The organism is Lysinibacillus sp. G01H, from assembly GCF_028872195.1.
Lineage (GTDB): Bacteria > Bacillota > Bacilli > Bacillales_A > Planococcaceae > Lysinibacillus > Lysinibacillus capsici.
Genome location: NZ_CP118397.1, coordinates 208,920 through 234,506 on the forward strand (window position 1 = coordinate 208,920; position 25,587 = coordinate 234,506).

The window sequence follows — 25,587 nt, forward strand, 5'->3', positions numbered from 1 at the left end:
GAAAAGCGTATTCTATATACTGTATTATTACAGTTTATTGTATTTTAATGAGTATTATAACAGATTGAATCTTAACTTGCCTATGCTAATTTTTATTATAAAATAAACGCTTCAACTTTTATATGTCAGAATAACAATAAAAGTAAAAAAATTTAGAATTTAGATTTTCTATCAAATTTCAGATAATTAGCGTCAGTTGTTGGAATTTTTAATCTAAGTAACTAAAATGTTGCAATTTTGTTTGCTAGATTCTATATGATACGATCTCGTTTATTGATACAATCCTAGAGGTGTGTTGGATTCTTCTTACACAATTAATACATGTTACTTTTACCTATAGGAGCCATTGCTTATAATAGGCACTAATTGTTTAAAGTATCTCTCAAAATATACATATAAAAAATCATAAATAGGAGGGGAAAAATGAAATCGCACCGATTAAAGTTAAAGCATCTTATAATGGGCGTAGCAATGGCAGCATTCTTTTTAACAAGCATAGGTAGTGTTTGGGGCGGCTATAGGATGAACATTGATTCCATTAAGGAAAATGCGCTAGAAACGAATAGAGTCTATGCTCAAAAATTAGCCTCAACTGCTGATTCCTATCTACATGAAGCTTTTCAAATCTTAGGATATAGTGCGGAGCAGGTCAGGACGAAAATGGATGATGAACAAGTATTGAATCAGGAAACAGAGCGCTTGAGATTGCAAAATCAAATGTTCAATTCGGTGGTTATAACAAATGCAAAGGGACTTGTTTTATCTGTCTCTCCGCCCTCTATAGAAATTAAAGGAGAGATTTTAACATCAATGGGCGCTAAAGAGGCATTAGCCAAAAAGACACCCATTATTTCTAAGCCATATGAGGCGATGACAGGGCGGCTCATCATTTTTATATCGCATCCTATTTTCTCGGAGTCCAATGAATATCTAGGAATGATTGCTGGCACTATCTATTTAAAGGAACCTAATGCCTTTAAAACCTTGTTGGGAGAACATTATAGTAAGGATGGTTCTTACGTATATGTAGTTGATTCAGATGGACGAGTTATCTATCATCAAGATCCAAGTCGTATTAATGACATTGTAACGAAAAATAAAGTCGTTCAAGCTGTTACATCTGGCAAGGATGGTGCCCAACTAGTTGAGAATACAAAAGGAGTGAAAATGCTAGCAGGCTATAGTGCAGTGGCATCGACAGGGTGGGGAGTTGTTGCGCAGAAACCTTTAGAGGTAGCATTAGCCCCTTCATTTGATCGTGTACAGGAGGTCATTATAAAATCTGTCCCTCTTATGTTTGTTTCGATTATCATTGTACTTTGGGCTGCAGCACGTATTGCGAATCCCTTACAACAACTAGCATCATTAACAGAAGAGAGTTTAGATAAGAAAAATGTAGAAGGTTTAAAATCTGTTAGTGGATGGTACTTTGAAGCCTATTCATTGAAGAATGCATTGGTTCGAAGTTTATCGTTTCTACATGGACAGGTCTCCTTTTTCAAGGATCAATCTACTGTTGATCCACTGACGGGAATTACGAACCGACGTACAATGGATTCAATGCTTGCTGAATGGTTAGCAAGTAAGGTACCACATGTCATTATTTTGCTAGATTTAGACCACTTTAAAAGTGTGAATGATACATATGGACATGCAGTAGGTGATAAAGTTTTACAATTTTTGGCTAGACAAATGGAATCAGTAGCTCGGGAAGGCGATGTATGTTGCCGGTACGGTGGCGAGGAATTTGTCATGCTTCTACCGAACACGACGGTAGAGGGAGCCAAACTAGTCGCAGAACAACTACGAAAAACTTTGGCTGATACGGTCAGTCCTTGTGGTAGACCAATAACATTATCTGCAGGAATAGCATCCTATCCTGCAATGGCAAATACAACTGAAGCGCTAATTGAAGCGGCTGATGACGCACTTTACCTTGCGAAACAAGAAGGGCGAAATCAGGTAAAAGTCGGAGTCTCAAAAAAGGAATAAAAAAATACAACAAAAGAGCTTACAACCCAAATTTTTGGGGTAATGATTAATGCAAACATCATTTGGGCAAGCTGTATATAAGTCATCAACCACATGACTTTTAAATTATGTTCAAATGATATGTAACTCGGGCCACATCTCTTGATCGACTTGACAAGACGTAAGGTTATCCCCCTTTCCCTTATGACACCCCAAGTACGACTAGATGTATGCCTATATATCGTCAAAAGCCAAGCGAGCACCGATGCTCCTTGGCTTTTTAGCATTTTGTGGAATATTCTAACAGAGTAACAAGCTGTGGTTTTAATAGTGATTAGTACAAGGAGCCTTTAAGGAAAACTTAGCTTTCTTTTTGATGACAACAAATTTGTTGCTCCTTGGCAATTCCCTTTAAACGTGCATAATCATTTCCCCATGTACACATCGTATTTAAAACGGGGATAAATGACTCTCCTAAATCTGTTAAACTATATTCTACTTTTGGTGGTACTTCTTTAAATATTTCTCTCCGAACAAGTCCGTCTCTTTCTAACTGCTTCAATTGATCAATTAGAACTTTTTGCGTAATTCCGGGTATTAATTCATAAAACTCTTTCGTCCTTACTGATTGTTGACTCAAGAAAAATAGTATTAAACATTTCCATTTGCCACCTGCAATATCCATAAAAATATTGATTCCTGTATTATAGTTCACCATGTGCTTTCTCTCCTAAATAGGCACAAAAAAGTGGCTATACCACTTTTTTGTGCGTTATTTTCTTATTTATTATTGCTTACTATAATTAGAGGCGCAATACATTAAAACTTAGGAGTTGTTAATAATGAGTGTAAAAGATATTTTAGAAAAAAGACGTTCAGTTAGACATTATGATTCAAATTATAAAATTAGTTCAGAAACATTGACTGCCTTAGTTGAAAGTGCAAGTAAGTCGCCTAACGGAAATAATATTCAAGCAACGCGATACTTAATAATCGAGGATGCGAACTTAAGAAATTTATTACTACCTATAGCTTTTAATCAACAACAAATAGTAGAAGCTTCATCGTTAATTGTCATGTTGGGCGACTATCAGGCATTTAACAAAGGTAATATTATTAAAATTCATGAGGAGGGGTACCAGGCAGGTTACTTTGATGAATCATTAAGAGACTATCTTGCGAATGCTGCAATAAATTATTATGAAAGTAAGACAAAAGAAGATCTCAAGTTAGAATTAACTAGAGATGTAAGTCTTGCCTCAATGTCCTTAGTTTTGTTAGCGAATGAAGCTGGTTTTGACACAATTACGATGTCAGGCTACGATTCTAAGAAATTGAAAGAGACCTTAAATATTTCTGATAGGTATCTAGATGTTATGCTGATTGCTATTGGTAAAGGTATAAAAGCAGGTCATAAGACTGTTAGGCATAATGTAAACAAGGTAATTTATAAGAATGAAATAATTTAGTGTTTTTAAACTAACCAAACTTTTAAAAGTTCAAAATTAATAGCTAATAGAGAGAAGCCAATTACGAATCTATTTTTAAATGGCTTCTTTTTTATGTATTGCAAACTATGAATTTTTAAATATTGAGTGATAGAAAGCTTATGAACTCGCATAGTAAAGAAATCGTATTTTAGTCTCGAACTCTAGAAGAAATTTACTCTACAATTTTAGATTTATCTATGAAGGTTCACTAGCCTTTGGTCGATATAAAGGATATGAGCAAAATGATATTTGTACGTATCAAAATACATAAGCGAAAGGAAGAGTGGAATGGATAAATCTAAAATCCAAAAAGTAAATAAAGCCTTGATTGCAACCGTATTTGCTTCAAGCGGGATTGCTGTTGTAGTACCTCCACCAAATGCAGCAGCGGCTACTTCTCCCTTTACGGATATTAACCAATACTCGGACAATTATAATGAAATATTAAAACTATATTCTCAGGGTGTAATGAGCGGTTTTGCGGATAATACTTTCCGTCCTGATGTCAGTGTAACTCGTGGAGAGGCAGCGAAAATGCTGGCAACGGCGTTAAAATTGGATACAAAAAATATCCAAGATCCTTACTATAAGGATGTTCCAAAGGGCAATCAATATTATAAATACGTAGCGGCCTTGCAAAATGCAGGTATTATGTCGGGCTATTCAAATGGCATGTTTATGCCGAATGAAGTGTTGACTAGAGGGGAACTAGCCAAAATGGTTGTAGTTGGATTCCATTTAGAGGTATCCCCTACGTACAATAATATTTTCAAAGATGTGAATAGCAAAACAAACAATGCCATCTATATTCAAACTTTAATCGATCTGAATATTACAAAGGGCACAACTCCTGTTACATTTTCTCCATTTGATCCTGTTACTCGCGGACAGTTTGCTTCGTTTGTAGTGGGTTCACAAGAGAAGAAAAATAATGAAACATCTTACAAAATCACAAATGTGGATGATGATGCTGTTTATATAAATGGTCAATCTTATACAATTCCAGAAAGCCTTGCTCATATTTTTAACGAATATAATGCTCCTGTGTTAAAAGGTGCTGTCATTGAGGGTGATTTATCGAGTAAGGGAATTCGCTCCATTTCAAAATTAACCCTTAATGCAAGTGGAACAAGCACACGTTCTTTAGATTTTGATGGAAATTACGGTTCTTTTGGCGCAACGATTGTAGTAAATGGTAATTATATCGAATTCTCGAATATGACGCTGACAGGGACAATGTTTGTCAACGAAACCGTTCGCCCACCATTGCATTTAGGGGCTACTTATAATCAACCATTAGCTCTTGGTCGTGTGGCAAGTAACAATATTTCATTTATCAATTGGTCAAACCCAGATAATAATAAAGGCGATGATTCGTCAAATAACAATTCGAACGATCTTCAAAATTGGACAAAACCAAATACTGAAAATGATAAGCCATTTGTTAACTGGTCTAAAGAAAAAGAGGAAATGAAAAATGTTGAGAAATACCTAGAATTTTATAACAGCAGTGTTGCTCGACTAGTAGTATCTCAAACAGGTACAAAAATTGAAACAAATACAAAACTACCACGTGTAGACATCATTGGAAATGTGCGTGAGTTTGAAATTCAAGGCGATATTGGTACGTTAAATTTAAATACAGAAACAAAGCTTACAATTTATGGTTCAGGAAATATCGATTGGATCAATTACAATAGCTACACAGATCTAGAGCTATATATTGATGGACGAATTGGCACATTATTTGTTGATAATTCATATGGCAAAATTGATATTGGAGATTATACGTATATTGATAAAGTTATTTTACCTAAAGACGAATCACCGAATAATATCTTTGATGATTTCTTAGATGATAAAGATAATGTAGGTAATATTACAGATCCAGATGGCAAACCAATCGATAAGGACGAAAACGAGAATCAAAATCCTGATGATAAAACAAAACCAATCATTAGTATTACAAATGTCAAAGTTCTAAATGGCAGCGAAATTCAAGCAGATTTCACTTCTGATGAAGTCGGTACGTACTATTATATTGTGCGTGAAAAGGGCGCAGAGGCACCAAATAAAAGTGAAATGGTTAACCGTCTCTCAAATAAGAACGTAGCACATGGAACTGCGGCAGCCATCAAAGGAACCAACTCAATTAAGGTTTCCAATTTAGGAGAGAAAAAAGAATATGTTATCTACATCATGGTTGTGGATGGCTCGAAAAATGCATCGGACATAGTTTCTCAAGAGTTCCAAATGAAAGATGGAACTCCGCCAAGAGTAGAAAAACTAAATGTGACAGCTTTACATGGAGGCACACGTGCTAAATTCACATTTAAAGCTACTGAGCCTGGGGACTATTATTATTATGTACGTAAGGAAACATCAGCTCCTGCCCCAACAACAGCAGATATCATTGCTGACCCAACAACAGTTAAGGGTAAAGCAATAGCTGGTAACCTAGGGATAGAAGATATATTAAAAGGCTTGGAGGCTAAAACAAAATATCAACTTTACGTTGTTATGAAGGATGAGTCAGGTAACTTCTCAATTGATCCTGCTGTATGGACTGACTTTACAACAGAGGAACTGGATGATATTGCACCATTTATCCCTATTGAAAAACAACGACTAGAACTGACAGGATTAAATGAAATTACTGTCCATTTTAGTGAACCACTTGACGAAGAAGCTGCAAAAAATGTGAAAAATTATGTTTTAAGTGGTACTGGGATTATGAGTATTTCAGGACAAAAAGAAATAAATCCATCTAAGGTAGACTATAAGGAAAATGATACAAAGGTAACGCTAACAATACCGTCAGCAACAGGACTTATTAATAATGATACGATTCGTGTCACTATAGAACCTACATTATATGACCTTGCAGGTAATGAATTTGAAAATAGTAGAACTCATGAAAAACCGCGGAATTTTGCTGTTTACACACATGAGGATACACGATCGCCTTTATTAACAATTAAAAGTGTTGAAACAAACGATCAATATGATCATGGTCTTTTAAACGTTAATGCATCTAAGGCTGGGACATATTATTATGTTATTTTACCTACAAATAATAGAGTCTCAGATTTATCTATGCGAGATATAATGGATAAAAAATTGAATGCGTTACTGCCAAGTGGTACAAATAATGAATTAACATTACAGGACGTACCACTAAATTTATATGGAGGTTCAAGAGCCATTGAGATAGGAGACAGTCAGTTAAATATTCCAATACCCAATAATTTAACAAAGTTCCATTCTTGGAGTATTTACATTTTTATGGCTGACCGTTCTGGGAACTTGACAGAAAAAATACAGACAATTGAACTTGTTAAAGATAGAACTGCGCCAGAAATTATGAATGGTATTGTAAAGCCTCAAGAAGGTGATGCTACAGCAAAACTAGATATTAATTCTAATGAGGCTGGTCAAATTCGTTATATATTAAAACGTAAAGATGAACAACCACCAACATTAGAAGAAGTAAAAAATTCAAGTAAAACACTCGAATTAAAGGAAGGTCCGCAAACAACTGAAGTATTTGCTGTTCCTGAGGCTCATAAAGACTATGTGCTTTACTATGTAGCCAGAGATTTAGCAGGAAATACAACGGAATTAGAAAAGGCTGAATTTTATTCTGATGGAACTAAACCAAAAGTTGAAGATGTAATTGTAAGAGATAAAAATGAATTTGAAATAACATTTAGTGAAGCCATAATGCGAGGATTAGATGAGAAATCAACAATTACCCTAAACGAAGGTGACTCGCTTGATAGTTTATTAGTTATGACAGGAGCAAATTTGAGTGATTACAAGTTTGTTAGCTACACACAGGGAACAAAGACAACAGAAAAGAGTAAGTTAGTCATCAAATTCACGGGAACACCTCCAACAAATGTGGATAAAACATTTAGTATTAACATGAAACCAAATGTATTAGATTCTTTAAAGGCTAAGAATACATTTGATGCTGATGATATTGGTGAGTATGTTTATGTTAATTTATCACCAACAGTTGAAACGGCAGTATTAAGCAATGCAAAAGGTAACTTAGTTACAAACAACGGAACACCTTATAGTAAAGATTTATTTATACGTATTAAATTAAATCAAGAACGTCAGTATGTTGAATATTATTATGTAGTAACCAATGGTAAAGCTCCTGATAAAGCAGAAGAAATAATAAATCCAGGAGATTCAAATTTAATAACTGGTAATGGAAAAGTTACAAGTAATACTTCTCGAATTGAAGAAACTTTATCTGTGCGTCCAGGCATTCCATATAGTTTTGTGGAAGGTGATATGATTTACACTGTTCTTAGAGATCAATATGGAAATATTTCACCGGTTACTCCTGGGTATGCAATTACAAGTCCAAAGTAAGCAAGGACGATAAGTAACTTTTAGAAACGATTATTTTTCGAAAAAAATAGATTAAAATATGAGACAAATTAGAACACCTCTTGTTGAAAATAGGTACTGTAGCCTATGAATTCATCGAAGGGGTGTTTTTTACATAAACCCAGAGGAATTAACTAATTATAGTAAATTTTTTGATTGAGACGAATAACGAATATAGACCAGCAAAATTTAAAAGTTAGAGTAACTTTTAGTAATTCCTTCTTTGTTTTACTTTATTCTGCTAAAGAGGCACAAAATGCTTTTGAGAAATTAAAGCAAGAGCCATTGTGGAACTCCTTACCTGCCGTGAAAAACAATAAAGTGCATTTCATTGAGGATAAATGGAATTATGATGATATGACAACGAGTAACATGTTGCTAGGGGAATTTTCAAATATGTTAACAAAATAAGCTGATAGTAGAGGTTAAGGGCAACCCTTAGCCTTTTTTCTTTGGCCTAGGTTAGAAAAAAGTCCAAGTGGATAGGGACTGAACCCCATTAGTGAGACAGTCTCAAAAAAGCATCACCCAACCAGTTTCCGATAATTAATTGGAGACTGGTTGTTTAATTTCAATTGAATACGAAGTGTCGCATGAAACGATTCAATTGGGGCATTATCAGCGGGCGTTCCTTTACGGGACATGCTCATGATAATGCCCTTTGCTTTGGCTTGTTGATACGTTGCTGAAGTATAAACCGCGCCCTGATCGCTGTGTAAAAGACAACCTTGCGGTAAAACAGGTAATTGCTGAAGTGTATCTAACACAAGATTTACATTTTGAGTATCAGAAATCGTATAAGCAATAATTTCACCATTAAATAAATCGAGTATACTAGATAGATATAACGTTTTCCCACCAAAAGGTAAGTAGGTAATATCTGTAACGAGTTTCTCAAAGCGCTTTTGTGATGTAAATTCACGATTCATCAGATTATTAGCCACGTAATGTGGTTGTCCTGTTTGTTTACGTTTTTTAACTTTCACACGACATTGCCAACCATACTTTTGCATTATACGTTGCTCAGCCTTATGGTTCACAACCCGATCTTGTCTTAAGATAGCTGTGATTTTTCGATAACCATAACGATATTTATTTGCTTTACAAAGTTCCCCAACGCTTTTCTCTAATTGGTACGCCCCTTGAATCCGTTTGGATTCTTGACGCCATCTATAATACGTAGATCGAGGGACATTCAATATTGCACATAGTTCTTGAACAGTTACTTGTTCTTTTAAGTTTTCAATTATCTCCACAATTACTTGTCCAACCACTTCCTTTCCAATTCGGCGTACTTTTTTAAAACTTCAATTTGTTGCTTTAAAAATTTATTTTCTATCTCCAACTGTTCGATAGCTGAAAGATCATCTGGACCTTTCCCAAAAGTATATTGCTTTCCCACAGGTTGTTAGAAACGATCTATTTCACCATTTTTATACCAACGTGTCCATGTTTCTATTTGAGTGTCATTACGAATATTTAATTCTGCTAATATCACCTTTGTAGGAATACCCTGTAACTTCATTTCAACTGCTTTTAATTTTACTTCTTGCGGATAACTCACTCTCGTTCCCATAAAAATAAGCACCTCCAATAGATATTAGGATACATTACCCTAAATTCAATTGAAGATGCTTTTTTGTTTTGTCTAACCCGAAGGGGTCAGTTCAGATATGACCACTTGGGCTTTTTAGCTAGGAATTTAAAAATCGCGGAAGTCGACCAAGCATACAATGCAGGACGCTCACGTGGTCCTCCTCATTAAACTTCACATAATTAGTATGAATGTTTTGGTCGCTTAAACGCTTCAGTCGTTCAGCCGCTAGATCAGCTCCCTCTAACATATCTGGCAACTCGTTAGCACCGATTGTGAGTAAGAGATTAATAGCATGCTGACCGTTCCAATCTTCAAAAAATCTGTCTATTACTTGTAGTACCGCATTGTCAGCCCACCAAATAGAGGGACTGCCAGCTACAATATGACTGAATAAGTGAGGTCTTGCACATAAAGCATATAGTGTGAAAAGGCCGCCTAAGGAATGACCAACAATCGCTTGCTTCTTTTTATTGATAGGCCATTCCTTTGCTATAGCAGGTATGAGCTCATGTTCAATAAAATCTAAGAACTCATTGGCTTTGCCGTTTGGAGGCCAAGGCGTTCCATCTGGACGTGGTGGCAGATGTTCTTTGCTAACAGGTAGTGTAAAATCGAGACAGCGTCGCTCCATATCAAAAGGTTCCTTTGAGGGATAACCGATGCCAATAACAAGAATAGGATCATAGCCTTTTGGTTTACGGGTTTGTAATTTCACTGCCTCTGCAAGTGTTGGAAAAAGGGCGTCCCCATCTAAGGCGTAGATGACAGTATAACCATCTGCTGATGGTTCATCTGTTGGGCTTGCAATTAAAAGGCGATAATCTAGCTGTTGACGAGATGTCATAGTAACTTCTAAGTAGTTTTCTGATGTATAAGGTTTCTTTGTCATTGTTGTCATGGCGCTAAAAACTCCAATACATCTTCTATCACTTTTCCTTGAGCATGAATACCGCCATTTAGCCAGTAATCCTCGGATGTCTCAAATACTTGATCGTTTTTGAAGGCTGCCGTACTTTGCCAAATTTTACTGTTCTTCAACTCATTTAAAAATTCATCCCCAAGATTACCATCATTGATTAGGAAAATATAATCGGCATCCAGTTCAGGTAGAATCTCCAATGATACTTCGAAGGCACCATTTTTCACGTAGCTGCTTTGTTCAAATCCTAATTCATGTGTCAGGACATATCCACTAAAATACTCATCAGTCATGAAAAACATACCTTTTGCATTAAAGCGAATTAAAGCAATTTTTTTACCTTTTGTTATAGAGGATAGCTTTGTTTTTGCTACATCTACTTTTTCTTGATAATCCTTTAAAGCTTGCTCAGCCTTGTCTGTTTCATCAAGTAGTTGCCCTAAAACTTTAATAGAGCCTTCTAAATTACTTGCAGCATTATTAAAAACATAGGTTGGTGCGATTTTTGCATATTTTTCATAGGTGCCATTTTCCACATAAAATGAATTATGCAAAATAATTAAGTCTGGTTTATCTGCCATAATGGCTTCGGCTGATGGGGGACCGCTTGCAAAGCTAATTTCTGGTATACCCTGTAGCTGATCTTGTAAATAAAGCTGTGGCTTAACACCGTTAGACCATTGCATAGTAGGCTTGATACCAAGAGCTAGTAATGAATCCTCCATGACAGGTGCAAAAATTTTAGTAGGCTTAGCCGGTAGTGTTACTTCATTCCCGACCTCATCTTTTAGTGTTAGCGGGTAAACACTTTGCTCCTTTGTACTTTCTGAGGATGCCTGCGTTTCTACCTGTTCCTCTTTATTGCTTGATTGGGTATTGCAGGCGGAAAGTATGCCGATAGTTAGCAAAAACATCGCTAATAAATAGGCAGATTTTATAATTGTATGACATTGATTACGACAATTTTGTTTCATTGTTCATCAAAGTCTCCTTCCGGTGATAATCATTCTCAAATAGAATTATAAATCACCGTCAGATACGTTACCATGGACGGGGACAGGAAAAGGATTTGGATTTTTTCCGGTTAGCATAAGCAACATTTCATCTAGCATTCGGTTTATAGCAATAGCTGAGTATTCAAACCAAGGATTCGAAGGTAAAACATAGACATGTCCATTTTTTACGGCACGGAGCTCTTTCCAACGATCAAGGTATTGTAAAGTAAGCCAATAATTTCGAGTTGGCGAATCTGGACAAATGATAAATAGCAAACGGTCAGGGTCTATATTTACTAGCTGATCAAATGTAATATGCTCATTATATGTTTGTTGGCGAGCATCGACAGAACGAAGCTGTAAATCTGTAAACAGTACATCCTGAATCCCTTTATTACAATACATAAATAATTGATCACCGCATAAACGAAGAACGGCAAACGTATCATTTCCAGCAACTTGATTAATTTCTAATCTCGCCTGTAATACCTTTTGTTCATATGTTTGAATGAAGCGCTCACCTACGCTTTTCTTTTTAACAGCTACAGCTAATTCTCTCAGCTGTGTTCGCCAATCCTTCGCTTGTATAAAGATATTTTGGATGCCAATTGTTTGAAGCCAATCAAGCATGGAGAGGGAGGGTTCCTCTTGAAAAATATGAATATCTGGCTTAACAGAGGCTAATTTTTTGAAGTTGTCCTCTGATTCTGTATCAAATATATTAACATGCACGGGAATTTTCTCTTGATAATGATGGTAATAATAAGGACTCCATTTAGCATTCAGCGGAGCTGCAACTGGTATGATACCAAGCGCTAATAAATTTCCAGTAGCGGAGACCGAAAAAGTAGAAATACGCTGGCGAGCCATCTTACTATAAGCAGAAGGTGAAATCCCAACTTCCTTTTTAAATTTTCGGCTAAAATAAAATTCGTCACTGTAGCCTACTTTTCTAGCAATCTCACGAAGTAATAAATCGGTATCACGCAGTAATTGCTTGGCATGTCCGATACGTAGCGCCGTTAAATAATCTGTGGCACTTTGACCGAATGCCTTTTTAAATGCCTCTCCAAAGTAGCTGGAACTCAGACCCGAAATGAGTGCTAGATGCTTAATCGTGAGAGGTTGATGATGGTTTTTAGCAATATAATCTCGAATATCCTTTAATGATATTTGAGTTGTCATATCTGTTATACTTTCCGTTTTCATATAAATGTCACCCCTTATTATAAGTATGAGAATTACTTGGTAGTAACCAATAGCTTTGGTAATGCACCGAGTAACTTCTCTCTTGTAAAGGCATCTCCGTAATTCCACTTTGTTGCATCCACTAAATAAGCATGGTTAGTTTGTACAGCAGTGAGTCCTTTCCAAATATCGCTATTAATCAATTCCATCGTAGCCATTTGCGATTCGGGTTTATCAGATAACAACATAAAGATGCGGTCACCAGCATACTGAGGTAAGTGATCTATTGGTATTTCTTTATACCCCTCGCCTGCTTGAAGTAGTTTTTTGACTTGAGGGTGCGGCTGAAATCCATCTGGATGGAAAAGGGCAGGGGATAGACCTGTACAGCCCATAATAAAAAGGCGTTTGCCATGATCAAAAGTCAAAACAGATGCTGTTTCGCCAGGCTCTATCACTGTTTGTAGCTGCTGCCACATAGTATTTTCTTGGATTTTAAAATATTCTAGCCAATCTACTGCACGCTGTTGTTGGCTAAGCCACTGCCCTAATAAAAGGACGCGTTCCTCCAATGAATCCCAGGAATTTAGGGTTACCGTTGGTGCAATAGAAGATAGTGCTTGATATTGCTGCTCGTCATTATTTGTAAAGATAATTAAATCAGGGTTCAGCTGCGAAGATTTTTCAAGATTGATTGGAAAGGCAACATCTTGAATATAAGGAACATGGTTTTTATAGAAGGATTTACTAATAGAGGTTTTGTCTCCGCCTATTGGCTGCAAATCAAAAATCAACATATCCCCAAACGTTTCTCCATGATAAATAACACGATGTGGTGAACGAGGGATTGCTACCTCATGTCCTGTCCAATCTTTTACAACAGTTTTTTGTTTATATTGTCGTGCAAACTGTTTTGGAGGAATTCCAATTACCTGTCGGAAGCGGCGATTAAAATAATATTCATCATCAAATCCCACTTGCTGCGCAATATCTTTTAATGGCTCATTTGTTTGTAGCAATAATTCTTTGGCATTTGTAAGACGTAAATCTGTAATATAATCTAGCGGTTTCTTCCCAGTTAAGGTTTGGAAGATCGCACTATATTGCCATTGAGCTATACGAGCGAGTTCCGCTAGCTTTTTCACCGTTAAAGGAAGTTGAAAATAGTTATGTATATAGTCAATGGTTTCTTCAACTACCTTTGTCATTGACAACTGGTAGCTCTTTTGAAGCTGATATTCAAATAATAAATTTAATAGTTCATACAACAGTCCTTGTTGTTTAAGAAAATCCAATTTAGGATTTAAATTATCCAGATCTTCGGTAAGACGAATTAAGCGTGTATAAGGATAAATTGTATATTCCACTTCATCAGAAAAAATAGATCCTAGATGTGGGGAAAGGTGCTTATGTTTTAGCTGAAAGGCTGAAAAAGTAATTTTATAGAAACAGTAACCATTATTTATATCCGATAAATCAATCATAGAACGGGGCTGTACCAGAAAAATTTTTCCCTTCGTCACTAAATAAGGTATATCATCAATCGTCAACGTCCCACAGCCATCTGTAAAAAGTATCATCGTATGATGAGAAGTCGAGATAAACGGATAGCTCTGCGAAATACAGTCAATATTTTCTAAATGAAATAGTAAATCCTTGTTAATAGAAGCTGATTTGTTGTCTTCCATCTGTTCACTTCCTTAGTAAATGAAAATGATTATCAATTAAATGTATTGTATAAAAAGTAAAGAGACATTTCAACAAAGATGAAATGTCTCTTGTTAGCTATTTTTTTAACATAGTAGGTAGTTGTGATAACAGCCATTCTCTTGTTGAGGCATCGCTATCACTTTTTTCAATATCAATCGTGTAGACATGACCGTTCTTCACAGCTGGTAGGTTCTTCCAAATTGGACTTTCCATCATTTCTTTTGTCGATTGTTTTGCTTCATCATCGACTGGTGTGAGGATGAATATTCGATCACCAGCATATTCAGGAAGAAGTTCTGTGGAGATTTCAGCAAAGCCTGTTCCATCATCAAGAATTTTTTGTATTTTGTCACCAGGCTTAAGCACATTTGAATCGTATAAAACTTGAGAAAGTCCAGCACGTGCCATGACAAATAATCGGTCTCCTGGATAATATGTTAAAACCGATGCCGTTTCATCTGGTTTAATGATGTCATCAGCTACAAGCGACTCCCACATTTTATCCGCTTTTTCTGTATAAGCATCCATCCATTGAGTCGCTTCTTCTTTTTTATTTAGTATATCGCCCAGCTCGGTTAAACGTTGGTTTAATGGCGCAAAAGTATCAAACACGATAGTTGGAGCGATTTTAGAAAGCTGTGAATATGTCTTATCATCAGAAGTACCAATAATAATAAGGTCAGGCTTTAATGACAATGTTTTTTCCACATTAATAGGAAAACCAACGTCCTCCACATCTTTTACGCGATCTTCCCAAGCATAATTTGTAATCCAAGAGAAGCCAGCACCAACTGTTTTGATATTCAATGCAAGTAAATCACCGTATCCTTCTCCATGATAAACCACTCTCTCAGGATCTACAGGAATTTCAACCTCATGACCTAAATAATCCTTATAAAGGCGAGTTGTTGATGCTGATGTTGTTGTCTCTTCCTTCTTCGTTTCTCCATTGGTAGAACCACAAGCAGCCAGTATGATACTAACCAGTAATAATAAGCTATAAATGAGCATATGTCGCTTTAATTTTTTCATGTCTCTTCCTCCGTAAATGATAATCATTATCGATATAGGCTAGCATAAATTAGTCAGTGGCCTAGAACAATGGATAAAATGAAAAAGGGCCATTAAGGTTTATCCAAAAATCTAACTTTAACCTTAAAATAAAATCCGTTTTACCGTATAAGTATCCTTCCATTGGTGGAAAATGGACCTTTCATTGGACTACGATTCGTGTAATGAAAGGGGGTTAAAAAATGAAAATTATTGGGTGTTTGTCATAGCAGGAATGCTATTAATTGTTAAAACTACGGGATTTCGCATGGCATATGGAGTTATATTGCCGTTTATGCAGGAGGGAATGTATTTCACAACCGCCCAATCTGGTTACCTAGGAACAATACTGTTTTTAGGTTATTTACTAACAGTAGGGATTTCTGGAGTACTTACTAATCGTCGTTTTGTTAGCGTTTTGTACAAAAAGCAACCAGACATAATGCTACAAGGTGATCTTCTAGATATGGAGCTATGATGCGTTAGGGATTTTTAGGAATGGTCACTTCATGTGCTATTGAATCTGTTAAGACTTGATTGGAGTTTGCAACCTTTGACTTCTCTGCTGTGGAAGAGGATTAAGTTCCGCATGCAGCCAAAAGGATGGAAATCATTAAAATGCCAGTTAAAAAGGCATTCTTTTTTATAAAGTTTTTCAAAGCTGTAAGCCTCCTAATTCAATTGATTTCTCTCATTCTATTCCATTATAATGAAAATGATAATCAATATCAATTTGCTGTTTAGGAGATAGAGTTTAAATGTACAAAGACAATCAGTTACTGTCCCATCTTTTTTATCAACCTATACAAATAGTGAAATTAAATGAAATGTTAAGTGACATAGTACAATTCACCTACCCATTTATGGTCATAGTATATGAGGGATATATAGAGTGTACGCTTCAAGGTAGGCACGTTAGGCTTAGTTCAAATTCTGTTATGCTTATAGAAAATACTGACGATTTTCATCTTCTTGAAACATGCGAAAGCAGAGGAATCGTCATTCAATATTGTGTATATGGTTACAAAACTGATCGTTTATTGCAAGATTCTATCGTAATTGAGCAATGCTCCTATCGACTGATGAATTTAGCTAAAGAAGTAGAAAAAGAAGCGAACACTGAGAGCAATAATCCGTTTCGTTTACAAAAAATATTTGGTGAAATGCTAGAAGTGTTATACAGCCATTTACGTGATAATAATCAAAAAAAAGAAGGACTATGGATTGATAAAGTACTTCATTATATTAATCTACATTTTCGTGAAGAATTAACAAGAGAGCAGATGGCTGAAAAAGCACAAGTAAGTCCAGAACATTTTTCTCGTACGTTTCATAAGCACACAGGCTATACATATAGTGAATATTTAACATTACTAAGAATACGAGAATCACAGAAAAGGCTATTGTTTACAATGCCTAAATTAGATGAGCTTGCCGAGGAAGTTGGCTACAATGAGGGAACTTATTTAAGTCGGAAATTTAAAGAAAAAGTAGGTGTAACACCAACAGTCTATTATCAGAAATCGAAGCGTGTCCTTGCACTCAATACCAATCATACAGCATGCTTACTAGCTCTTGGTATTACGCCAGTGTTGGGTGTATACTCTCCTTTTCTAGAGGGTATCAAGCCTGTCCCTGGTACGCAGAAACTGAAAGGCTATGAGTATGATATTGCTTCAAATTATCAGGCGATTACAGCAGCATGTCCAGATATTATTATTAACTACAGTGGGGGTGATGAAAAACCATTATTACTGTCAGTAGCTCCTATATTCGAGCTACCATGTAGAGAATTAAGCTGGCGAGAGCAATTTAGGTTGATTGCCCATATCGTTGATAGACAAGAAGTATGTAAGAGCTGGCTCCAGCAATATGATGAACAGATAGCTCAGTGTAACGTTATTCTTGACCAACAACTTGGAGCAAGGGGGACTGCTATTGTTTGGGAAATAGGTAGTCATCAAGCATATTGTTTAAATAGTAGTCATGGAAGAGGGAGTCATATACTGTACGATGATTTGGGCTTTAGTCGACCAGCTGCGATTGTCACACGAAATATTGAACAAACAGGTTACTTATCAGTAGATATTGAAGATATTGCTTATTTTTCAGCGGATTATATATTCGTCACTGCTCTTCCTCCAAAAGATTTTGGAAAAGAGCATCTCTTGAGGGTATTACATTCAGAAAAATGGCAGTCACTTACAGCGGTGCAAAAGAAACAGGTGTATTTTTTGAATCAGTATGAATTATTTTATGGATATGACCCATTATCTACAGCTACTCAATTACAAAAATTAATGGAAGTATTAACATCATAAATATACAGGGGAACAAATCACTTTCATACATAGACAGTTATTTTACATTCTTCTACAATTAATGAGAATGATTATCAATTGGTATGTGTGGAGGGAAAAAATTGCTGAAACAAAATAGAAAATTCATAGCGCCACTATTTCTTTTAATATTGCTTCTGTTAACGGCTTGTGGAGAAAAGGAGAAAAATTCTAGTCCGACTGCAGAGCAAGATACAAAAGAAGCAGAGACAAAAACGGTTCAGACGACAAATGGTGAGGTTGTTATTCCGACTAGTCCTCAGCGTATTGTAGCAGAGGAGTATATTGCAAGTTTGCTTGTATTAGATGTGAAACCTGTGGGAGCTCCTGGGTTGGCACTTGAAAACTATTATTTAAAGGATGCATTAAAGGATGTAGAAGAAATCGGTGATTATGGGAAACCGTCGATTGAGAAGATAATAGCGCTCAAACCTGACTTGATTATTACTGGCAATGGGGAAAATTATGATGCTTTAAGTAAAATTGCCCCCACAGTTGTCATTCCCTATGGTGAATTGAAGGATGCACACGAAGAACTTACATATTTCGGTGAGTTGCTTGGCAAAGAGCAAGAAGCTAAGGATTGGCTGGCGCAATATGATCAAAGGATTGCCGATGCCAAAGCACAGGTAGATGCGATTATTCCAGAGGATGCAAGCTTCTCTATTATAGAGGATGCAGGCAAAACGTATTATGCATATGGTGATAATTTTGGACGTGGTGGACAACCAGTCTATCAGGCACTTGGTCGCAAACCACCTGCTAAAGTAGCAGATGAAATGATGGAAAAGCAGTGGGCTGAAATTTCCGAAGAGGTGCTGGCAGATTATGCAGGAGACTACATTATTTTGACTTCAGATGATCGCACAGTTGAAGATTTTAAGAAAGATTCTATATGGGGTAGCTTGCCAGCCGTAAAAAATGATCATCTTTATGTTTGGCCAGAGGAGCGCTCATGGTATTATGACCCAACAGCCGTGTTGGCTCAGGTAGAAGAATTAACAACCTGGCTCACGAATAAAAAATAAGCTAAGTAATTGGAAATGCTAGTACAACATACTAAACAAAATTAAGTGGAATTCCATAAAATCACTCAGGCATTGGATTGTTTGGGTGATTTTTCTATGCTTATACAGTTTTATGTTGAGAATGATTATCAATTATAATAAACTTGTAGGTAGTGAAGAATTGGAAGGAATGATGTAGGATGCTACCAAAAGAGGAGTTTCTATTTCTTTGGAATCATGCAACGATCAAAGTGCTCGATTTAAGATATGAGCTATTCAAACCTGAGGAAATCGGAAAATCATATAAATTGCCTGCAAATATGTTTCTTTATGCCACAGGTGGTGGTGCGGAAGTTCAAATCGATTTAATAAACTATACACTAGAGGGCTTTCATCTTATTCACGGTGGAAAGGGCACCACACTACAAATAATGGCTACAGACAAAGGCTTTGAATATTTTTTAATATTTTATCGAGCTTCCATTCCTTTAACCTCAAATAAAATGATAGCAAGGGCGTTACAAACAAATAATCCTTTCAACTATCAATACAGTCTTGTTCCTAACTCACCTATTACAATGTTTGAAAAAATATATTTTATGTATAAGAAGTGGGAAAATGCCAATAACCTCAGCAAATTTACTGTTAAATCGCTATTTTATCAATTATTAAATGAAATTTTCATGCAGTTAGATCAGGACAGTGTCGACATTCAAAAGCTAAATGTCTCTAGTCAAATTAAAGCCTATCTAGAGCAAAATTATGCACAGCCATTGACCTTAGAATCCATTGCGAAGGCATTGCGCTATAGTCCATCTCATTTATCCATTCAATTCAAGCAACAATTAGGTTGTAGCCCGATTGAGTATTTAATTCAGCTACGTATTGAAAAAGCTTCTATTTTGCTTGAGAAGACAAATGCTAGCTTACGCGATATCGCTATGGGTGTCGGCTATAGTGATGTCTATTATTTTAGTAGACTTTTCAAAAAGAGAGTAGGCGTTTCTCCTGCAAAATTCCGTCAAAAGCAAAAAGTAAGTGATCTGATAAAAGATAGTCCTTCAATGTCTGAAAGATACTCCATTGTCGATTGGAGCTTCCAAGATTATATTGAGAATGGTTATCAATATAATGAAAGGAAGTATGAACCAATGAATAAAAGAGGATTATCAGCTATTGCAACACTCTTTCTATGTCTGACGCTTTTATTAAGTGCTTGCAGCAGCGGGACATCAAGCAATACAGGAGGCGGGGAAAAACAAGCCTCTACCACTCAAGCAGTCAGCGTATCACAAACAAAAATTGTCTCTACTATGAAAGGAGACGTAGAAATACCTGTTAACCCTGAGCGGGTAGTGGTGATGTATTATACGGGTGATGTACTAGCTTTTGATGTGACACCAGTGGGCTCCTCTAAAATACAAGAGGGAGCAGCATTTGAGGAAGAATTAAAAACAGTTGAAAGTTTAGGTGAATGGTTTGAACCAAATGTCGAGGCAGTGATTCAATTAAAACCTGATGTCATCATTATTCCAAGTAAGGATGAGCTTTACGATCAAATGCAGAAAATTGCACCAACAATCATGATCGATTTCTCAACCTCACTAGATGAACGTTTAACAAAGATTGGTGAAGTACTAGGAAAAGAGAAAGAAGCAAAAGAGCTTTTAGCTAATTTCTATACAAAAGTAGAGGATAGTCAAAAGAAGCTAAAAGAGGCAGGTATTTCAGATAAAACGGTTAGTATTATGGAAGGCGGCAAAGGAAAAATGTCCGTTGTGACAAGTTATACCTTTGGACGTGGTTCCCAAGCTTTTTATGAGTATTTAGAAATGAAAGCACCAGATATTATTCAAAAGAAAATTGATGATAAAAACAACACCAATGAGGCAATCGATGTTTCTTTAGAAGTATTAACAGATTATGCAGGAGATTATGTGTTCCGCTCATCTTATGACGGAATGGTAGATTTAACAGATCATCCAGTTTGGTCTAATATTCCTGCCATTAAAGAAGGAAGGCTTATCGAAATGGATTTTGGTTTTTGTTACTACAACGACATTTATTCATTATCAAAACAGCTAGATTTCATTGTGGACCAACTAGTTGATACAACTAAAAATTAAAAAATTGATGGTTTACCCCATAAATGATTATTAATACATAACATTTATAGAGAGGTTATATTTTTATTTAAAATGAGACAAATTTGATTATTTGACTTTGTCTATTCTTTTTTAAAGTGCACTTCTAATAATAGAGATTAACTTTTCAAAAAGAAAGAAAGCACTAAAGAAACCAACATTGTTTCTTTAGTGCTTTAATTTAATTTCTTACGATTTGGAACGTGCCAGGAGTAGTAGTTTGGATAATATGACGATTTCCACTGATGGTAAAGTCAGCTGGAACTTGCTTGCCAAAACCATTTGAGCGATTGAAGGAAGAATTGGCTGGTAAGCCTTCAATTATGATTTCCATATTTGCATCAAAGGTTACTGGTTGTTTATTCAATGTAGCTTGAAGAGTAATTCGATTTGCCTTTTTTGTTACTTGAATATCCATAACCCCTTCATCTTCATTGACAAGTGTATAAAGTGGAGGAATAATGATGGTCATTTTGTCTTCTGTTGTTAGAATATAACGTTCCGTGTCATTTTCTGATGCGGCTACATTAATTTTAGCTTTATAGATATTTTTATTTTTTATCATAGCTGTAATTTTCCCTGGGACAGCTGCTGCATCAGATAAAACAGGTGTTTTTGGTATGTTATCTTTTGAAGGAAGTGTGTGTGTTCCTTGTACAAAATCCACTAAAGTCCATACATTTGGGACTAGCTGCTGCTGAACAGGTGTTAATGCTTCAAAAGAAGTTTTGACTGCCTGCACATCCTGAGCTGTCGATGTTTTTGGTGATAAAGCTGCAATAGCGTTTTCAACTTCTTTAGCTGCTGCCTTATCCTTTACAACCAGCTGTTCTGCATCAAGTAATTGCTGCTCGATACCTACAGGTAAAGAAATATTCGAAAACCTACGTAGTGCATTAAGCTCTGCTCGGGCATTGGCTACATCTTTATGGAACGAGAGACGAGATGAATTAATCAATTGAATTTTATTGACCACCTTGTCAACAGATGTATTTGGCGCGATATAGGAAGTTAGAATTTTTTGCGCAGATGCACTTACAAAGGTTTTTTGCGCTGCATTCAGGGTATTATACCAATCTTTTGTTTCAGTAACATTTTGATAATAATTAGAGGACGTAGAATCCACAGAATACAATTTCTCTTCAATTTGTGCTGCAAGCTTACGATAAGCAATTCTTGTCTGCTGATGTGCTGACAATGTGGAGTAGTTCGTAACATACTGTTTTTCTGTTTCCGTTAAAGCATTGTAAGCCTTCAAAGCTGCCTCTAAATTGGTTTGGAAAGTAGCAGTTGTATTGTTAATATTGTTAATTAGTTGTATAACATTTGCCACGTTAGCATTGTAGTTAGCAATTATGTAGGCTGGCTTTGGTATCTCAGTAGCCGATACTGGTGCGCTATAAAGAAGTGAGGGCACGGCCACTAAAGACAGTAATGCTAACTTTTTTTTATTTTTCATATGATGAGAAACCTCCTATTTCCATAATTATTATAGATAAAATTGGCCTCGGTTCGCAGAGGTTATCCAATATATGGTGTTGTTTTAATTTTATCATAGCCTAGGATATTTTTAAGCATTTTTAGATGAATAGGTAGATAGTTGATAGATTTTATTGATAATAATACATATCTTTCGACTCTAAGAGAAATACTCATGGTGACTTCAACACGAGCCAAGCAGTTGTGATAATGAACCGTATGTTTGAGAGAGGGCCAGTATATGATGTGAGAGGAGGTTCCAAATTCTCACGTTTATTTAATCAAGATGGGAAACAGCTTTCAAAATATTAAATGTTAGTGGCAAGAGGTGCTTGTTAATGTTTAGAAATTGTTGAGGAGGTTATGTTAGTTTATTGTTGTGATTATTGTGAGAATCACAACGTACAATTTGAAGAAGGACTAGATAGGCTATGATCTAGTTCTTTATTTTTTAATAAGGGATTGCTAAATGAACCAAATCTACAAGTAAGTTATTGGTATGGTGGCTGATTTTTCAATTACTTAACTTGTCCAGGATTTGTTTAGAAGAGTGTAGTAAGCTATTATTTGTAATCTTGTCAATGTCTTAAATCTTAAATAAACCGAGAAAGACTTGGCTTTTTGTAAGCCTAGTCTTTTTTCGGTTAAGTGATCCTTCAACCAAATGTTGTGTTTTTAGTTATTGTCATGCCTGATATGGACGGTTTAGCATTGGGTGAAAAGATTCAAGAAATAGTAGCAAACCTGTACAAATTTGACGTTTAGAAAAAACTATAGAACTGCTGAACAAATTAATAATAAAGCAAAAAAATTACACCCAAACTAACACTAATCAAGCTTCTTGGTGGTCTTCATGTTGTTTTACCAGATTGTCGTACACAACCGATTAAATGGCGAACTTCTAAAGCAAAGGAACTATTTGCCTACATGCTAGAGCATAAAAATGAAATGATTTACCGTGATACGATTCTAGAGTTATTTTGGCCAGAGTCTGATATTGATAAAGCGCCAAAACAACTTTATACAGCCATTTATACAATACGGAAAACATTGAAAAACTATGGGGTTGAGGGCGTAAAAATTTCAAGTCCTTTGCTAAGTTCTGGCTACAAACTAGTAGTTGAAAATGTTGTAGTGGATGTAGAACAATGGCTATCTCCTCCAATATAGCAGACAACAGTGGATGAACATGAACAAGTATTCCAGATGGATACGGGTGATTATTTAGGAGATTGTGATTATCTATGGGCGGAAAGTGAAAGAGAACGTTTAAGGAGACTATGGTTCCACCATGCTCAGCAACTAAGTGAGTTTTACATAAGAAATGAAAGTTACATTGCTGCTATAAAAGTGCAGGAAAAAGTGCAAAACTATTCGCTGGTGCAGAAGATAACTATTTTACTTAATGAAGCTTTATGAGCTATTGAATAATTCAGCTGCTGTTTAGGAGCAATATTGGCTGTTAAAAAAGATGCTTCAAGAGCACATGGCAGTGGAGCCAAGTAGGGAGGTTGAGGGTTGGTATCGAAGGCGGGAGCAGGCAAATGCTAAGTTTCAAAGTGGATGTGATTAGCTAATATTAAAAGGACTCTGCAAAATGCAGAGTCCTTTCTGTCTAGTATTGTAACCCATTTTGCTTCGCATAGTTGTAATTGTTAATTGCATTGCTTAGATTATCATAAGCATTTGAAACTTCACTTTGAGTTGCATCATATTTGTTATCAACGGATTTCGCTTGTTCAATATAAAAATTTAAAATGCTCAAATCATTTTGAGAAGTCCATTTTAAGGTATGATTTACATCACTACCATCTTGAGAAGTTGCAACAATTCCATTTAAAGCAGTTGAAATAAGTGTTTTTAAATTGGATTTATCTACATAATGCCCGTTATTGCCATACTTATAAGCATTTTTATACGTCCAGATAGCATTGTTTAAATTATTGACCGCATTTGCAATTTCAGTTTGAGTAGCGTAAACGTTATTTACAACTACTTGAGCAGATGAAACAGAAGAAGCTAATGCGTTTCTCTCTGTTTGCGTTGTCCAAGGAGTATTATACGGAACATTTGAACCATCCCAAGAAACCGTAACATATTGAACAGAATTAATTAAAGATTGTAATGAAGCTTTATCGCCATAGCCATATTTTGTTCCGCTTTTTTGAGCAGCTTGATAAACAGCTAGAGCATTTTTGTACTGACTGATGGCATTTTTTACTTGTTCTTGGGAGGCACTGTTGTTGTTTGCTACAGCTCTTGTGCTTGCAACTGCTGAATCAAATGCGTTTCTCTCAGCCTGTGTTGTCCACTTGTCTGTTGTTAAAACATCATAGCCGTTTACAGATACTTGTACATATGGTGGGGATGCGATAAGTGTATTAAGTTCCTTCTTATCAATAACAGGTAGTGTCACGGAGACATTTTTATTGTCAACTTGTACATTGTTTACCAGATGTCCTGAATCTAAAGCTACATTAGTACCGCCCTTTACAACGATTTGCTCGATTTTACCCTCACCGTAAAGGCTGAAATCATTTGCCACATCAATTGTAAGCTTTTCTATATTAGACATAGCTTCAAACGATGTAACTTTCCCTACTACATCTACTTTGGAAAGCGTTTGGTCAGAAGATATATTGACTTTAGTACGTTCCAAATTGATGTTTGATGATTTCATATCGATTAAAGTGACGTATAGCCAACTTACCTTTTTCGTTACAATTGGTTTTAGTGTAATTGTTTCATCTACTGCTACTTCATCGAGTGTAACGGCTTTTTTTACTCTGTTTGTAATGATAAGCTGACCATCCACACTAACATCTTGAATCTTTACATAGTCAGCGTTTACAGTAAGATCTCCCGAGATTTGTGCGTCACCTCCATCAAAATAGACAGATTTTTTGCTTGTACCTGCTTTGTTTAATATTAATGAGGTAACGTCCGTAATTTGACCATTTTTCACTACAATAGTCGCTCGGGCATTGGTTAAGGCTGTTTTATTTGAAGTATCAAATAGGGGCTTTAATGCCGAATGAATTCTAAATGTACCGTTAGATGTTATTACAGTATCTTTTGTAATATTTTTGATCGTTACGGATTCACCTATTACTTTTTTTGCTGCTGCTACATGCGTCTCATATGAATTTGATTGAATTTGAGATGTTGTGGCATTCGCAGTAGACATTGGTAATACTAGTGTCGCTGTAATAGCCGTGGCCATTAATGTTGATAGCGCTTTATTTTTCATGTAAGTCACTCCAATCATTCTATTTAGTAGTTAATATATCA

Annotated in this window: 17 protein-coding genes and 2 pseudogenes; 10 read left to right on the forward strand and 9 right to left on the reverse strand. The window is 35.9% G+C overall.

Features of this window, described 5'->3' with window-relative positions; genetic code table 11:
* Positions 1–423 precede the first annotated feature (423 nt).
* Positions 424–1,992, forward strand: a complete 1,569-nt coding sequence (locus tag PSR12_RS01040) for a sensor domain-containing diguanylate cyclase (RefSeq protein WP_274771240.1) — start codon at positions 424–426, stop codon at positions 1,990–1,992.
* Between the two features lie 340 nt (positions 1,993–2,332).
* On the opposite strand, the gene PSR12_RS01045 is transcribed toward PSR12_RS01040, so the two are convergent.
* Positions 2,333–2,689: a winged helix-turn-helix transcriptional regulator gene (locus PSR12_RS01045; protein WP_274771243.1), complete on the reverse strand. Its 357-nt coding sequence runs from the start codon at positions 2,687–2,689 to the stop codon at positions 2,333–2,335.
* A 124-nt stretch (positions 2,690–2,813) separates the two neighbouring features.
* Between PSR12_RS01045 and PSR12_RS01050 the strand changes: the two genes are divergently transcribed.
* From PSR12_RS01050 to PSR12_RS01060, 3 genes are all read left to right on the forward strand, one after another.
* Entirely contained in the window at positions 2,814–3,440 is a 627-nt protein-coding gene (locus PSR12_RS01050) for a nitroreductase family protein (RefSeq protein WP_274771245.1), read from the forward strand.
* A gap of 309 nt (positions 3,441–3,749) precedes the next feature.
* A complete protein-coding gene (locus PSR12_RS01055; protein WP_274771247.1) occupies positions 3,750–7,850 on the forward strand; it encodes an S-layer homology domain-containing protein in 4,101 nt (1,366 codons plus the stop codon).
* A gap of 174 nt (positions 7,851–8,024) precedes the next feature.
* The gene (locus PSR12_RS01060) at positions 8,025–8,279 is read left to right on the forward strand and encodes a hypothetical protein (RefSeq protein WP_066038057.1); all 255 of its coding nucleotides are present in this window, start codon (positions 8,025–8,027) and stop codon (positions 8,277–8,279) included.
* A gap of 113 nt (positions 8,280–8,392) precedes the next feature.
* On the opposite strand, the pseudogene PSR12_RS01065 reads toward PSR12_RS01060, so the two are convergent.
* The 6 genes and pseudogenes from PSR12_RS01065 to PSR12_RS01090 all read right to left on the reverse strand — a co-directional run bounded on the left by PSR12_RS01065 (position 8,393) and on the right by PSR12_RS01090 (position 15,309).
* Positions 8,393–9,444: pseudogene (locus PSR12_RS01065) on the reverse strand (IS3 family transposase).
* A 118-nt stretch (positions 9,445–9,562) separates the two neighbouring features.
* A complete protein-coding gene (locus PSR12_RS01070) occupies positions 9,563–10,363 on the reverse strand; it encodes an alpha/beta hydrolase (protein ID WP_274771251.1) in 801 nt (266 codons plus the stop codon).
* Positions 10,360–11,358, reverse strand: coding sequence for an ABC transporter substrate-binding protein (locus PSR12_RS01075; RefSeq protein ID WP_274771253.1), 999 nt, complete (start codon positions 11,356–11,358; stop codon positions 10,360–10,362). Before PSR12_RS01075 ends, PSR12_RS01070 begins: the two co-directional genes overlap by 4 nt.
* A gap of 45 nt (positions 11,359–11,403) precedes the next feature.
* Positions 11,404–12,588, reverse strand: coding sequence for a helix-turn-helix domain-containing protein (locus PSR12_RS01080; protein ID WP_274771255.1), 1,185 nt, complete (start codon positions 12,586–12,588; stop codon positions 11,404–11,406).
* 32 nt (positions 12,589–12,620) lie between these two features.
* Positions 12,621–14,255: a helix-turn-helix domain-containing protein gene (locus PSR12_RS01085; protein WP_274771257.1), complete on the reverse strand. Its 1,635-nt coding sequence runs from the start codon at positions 14,253–14,255 to the stop codon at positions 12,621–12,623.
* Between the two features lie 97 nt (positions 14,256–14,352).
* Entirely contained in the window at positions 14,353–15,309 is a 957-nt protein-coding gene (locus tag PSR12_RS01090) for an ABC transporter substrate-binding protein (RefSeq protein WP_257520968.1), read from the reverse strand.
* A gap of 172 nt (positions 15,310–15,481) precedes the next feature.
* Between PSR12_RS01090 and PSR12_RS01095 the strand changes: the two are divergent.
* The 4 genes and pseudogenes from PSR12_RS01095 to PSR12_RS01110 all read left to right on the forward strand — a co-directional run.
* Positions 15,482–15,730: pseudogene (locus PSR12_RS01095) on the forward strand (hypothetical protein); the annotation flags it as partial.
* Positions 15,731–16,085: 355 nt separating this feature from the next.
* Entirely contained in the window at positions 16,086–17,648 is a 1,563-nt protein-coding gene (locus PSR12_RS01100) for an ABC transporter substrate-binding protein (protein ID WP_221681377.1), read from the forward strand.
* A 101-nt stretch (positions 17,649–17,749) separates the two neighbouring features.
* Positions 17,750–18,694: an ABC transporter substrate-binding protein gene (locus PSR12_RS01105; RefSeq protein WP_221681378.1), complete on the forward strand. Its 945-nt coding sequence runs from the start codon at positions 17,750–17,752 to the stop codon at positions 18,692–18,694.
* 179 nt (positions 18,695–18,873) lie between these two features.
* Complete coding sequence (locus PSR12_RS01110; RefSeq protein ID WP_221681379.1) at positions 18,874–20,799, forward strand: ABC transporter substrate-binding protein; 1,926 nt, start codon at positions 18,874–18,876, stop codon at positions 20,797–20,799.
* Positions 20,800–20,998: 199 nt separating this feature from the next.
* On the opposite strand, the gene PSR12_RS01115 is transcribed toward PSR12_RS01110, so the two are convergent.
* Positions 20,999–22,276, reverse strand: a complete 1,278-nt coding sequence (locus tag PSR12_RS01115) for a hypothetical protein (RefSeq protein WP_202342741.1) — start codon at positions 22,274–22,276, stop codon at positions 20,999–21,001.
* 947 nt (positions 22,277–23,223) lie between these two features.
* On the opposite strand from PSR12_RS01115, the gene PSR12_RS01120 reads away from it, so the two are divergent.
* A complete protein-coding gene (locus PSR12_RS01120; protein ID WP_255601400.1) occupies positions 23,224–23,466 on the forward strand; it encodes a hypothetical protein in 243 nt (80 codons plus the stop codon).
* A gap of 9 nt (positions 23,467–23,475) precedes the next feature.
* The gene (locus PSR12_RS01125) at positions 23,476–23,715 is read left to right on the forward strand and encodes a bacterial transcriptional activator domain-containing protein (protein ID WP_255601401.1); all 240 of its coding nucleotides are present in this window, start codon (positions 23,476–23,478) and stop codon (positions 23,713–23,715) included.
* A 196-nt stretch (positions 23,716–23,911) separates the two neighbouring features.
* On the opposite strand, the gene PSR12_RS01130 is transcribed toward PSR12_RS01125, so the two are convergent.
* Entirely contained in the window at positions 23,912–25,546 is a 1,635-nt protein-coding gene (locus tag PSR12_RS01130) for an S-layer protein (RefSeq protein WP_274771262.1), read from the reverse strand.
* Positions 25,547–25,587 lie beyond the last annotated feature (41 nt).

Excerpts from the sequence above, each read along its gene's own strand:
- PSR12_RS01130 (WP_274771262.1), bottom strand. The coding sequence starts at position 25,546 with ATGAAAAATAAAGCGCTATCAACATTAATGGCCACGGCTATTACAGCG.
- PSR12_RS01070 (WP_274771251.1), bottom strand. The coding sequence starts at position 10,363 with ATGACAACAATGACAAAGAAACCTTATACATCAGAAAACTACTTAGAA.
- PSR12_RS01055 (WP_274771247.1), top strand. The coding sequence starts at position 3,750 with ATGGATAAATCTAAAATCCAAAAAGTAAATAAAGCCTTGATTGCAACC.
- PSR12_RS01120 (WP_255601400.1), top strand. The coding sequence starts at position 23,224 with ATGCTAGAGCATAAAAATGAAATGATTTACCGTGATACGATTCTAGAG.
- PSR12_RS01090 (WP_257520968.1), bottom strand. The coding sequence starts at position 15,309 with ATGAAAAAATTAAAGCGACATATGCTCATTTATAGCTTATTATTACTG.
- PSR12_RS01050 (WP_274771245.1), top strand. The coding sequence starts at position 2,814 with ATGAGTGTAAAAGATATTTTAGAAAAAAGACGTTCAGTTAGACATTAT.
- PSR12_RS01100 (WP_221681377.1), top strand. The coding sequence starts at position 16,086 with ATGTACAAAGACAATCAGTTACTGTCCCATCTTTTTTATCAACCTATA.
- PSR12_RS01075 (WP_274771253.1), bottom strand. The coding sequence starts at position 11,358 with ATGAAACAAAATTGTCGTAATCAATGTCATACAATTATAAAATCTGCC.
- PSR12_RS01115 (WP_202342741.1), bottom strand. The coding sequence starts at position 22,276 with ATGAAAAATAAAAAAAAGTTAGCATTACTGTCTTTAGTGGCCGTGCCC.
- PSR12_RS01040 (WP_274771240.1), top strand. The coding sequence starts at position 424 with ATGAAATCGCACCGATTAAAGTTAAAGCATCTTATAATGGGCGTAGCA.
- PSR12_RS01045 (WP_274771243.1), bottom strand. The coding sequence starts at position 2,689 with ATGGTGAACTATAATACAGGAATCAATATTTTTATGGATATTGCAGGT.
- PSR12_RS01085 (WP_274771257.1), bottom strand. The coding sequence starts at position 14,255 with ATGGAAGACAACAAATCAGCTTCTATTAACAAGGATTTACTATTTCAT.
- PSR12_RS01110 (WP_221681379.1), top strand. The coding sequence starts at position 18,874 with ATGCTACCAAAAGAGGAGTTTCTATTTCTTTGGAATCATGCAACGATC.
- PSR12_RS01080 (WP_274771255.1), bottom strand. The coding sequence starts at position 12,588 with ATGAAAACGGAAAGTATAACAGATATGACAACTCAAATATCATTAAAG.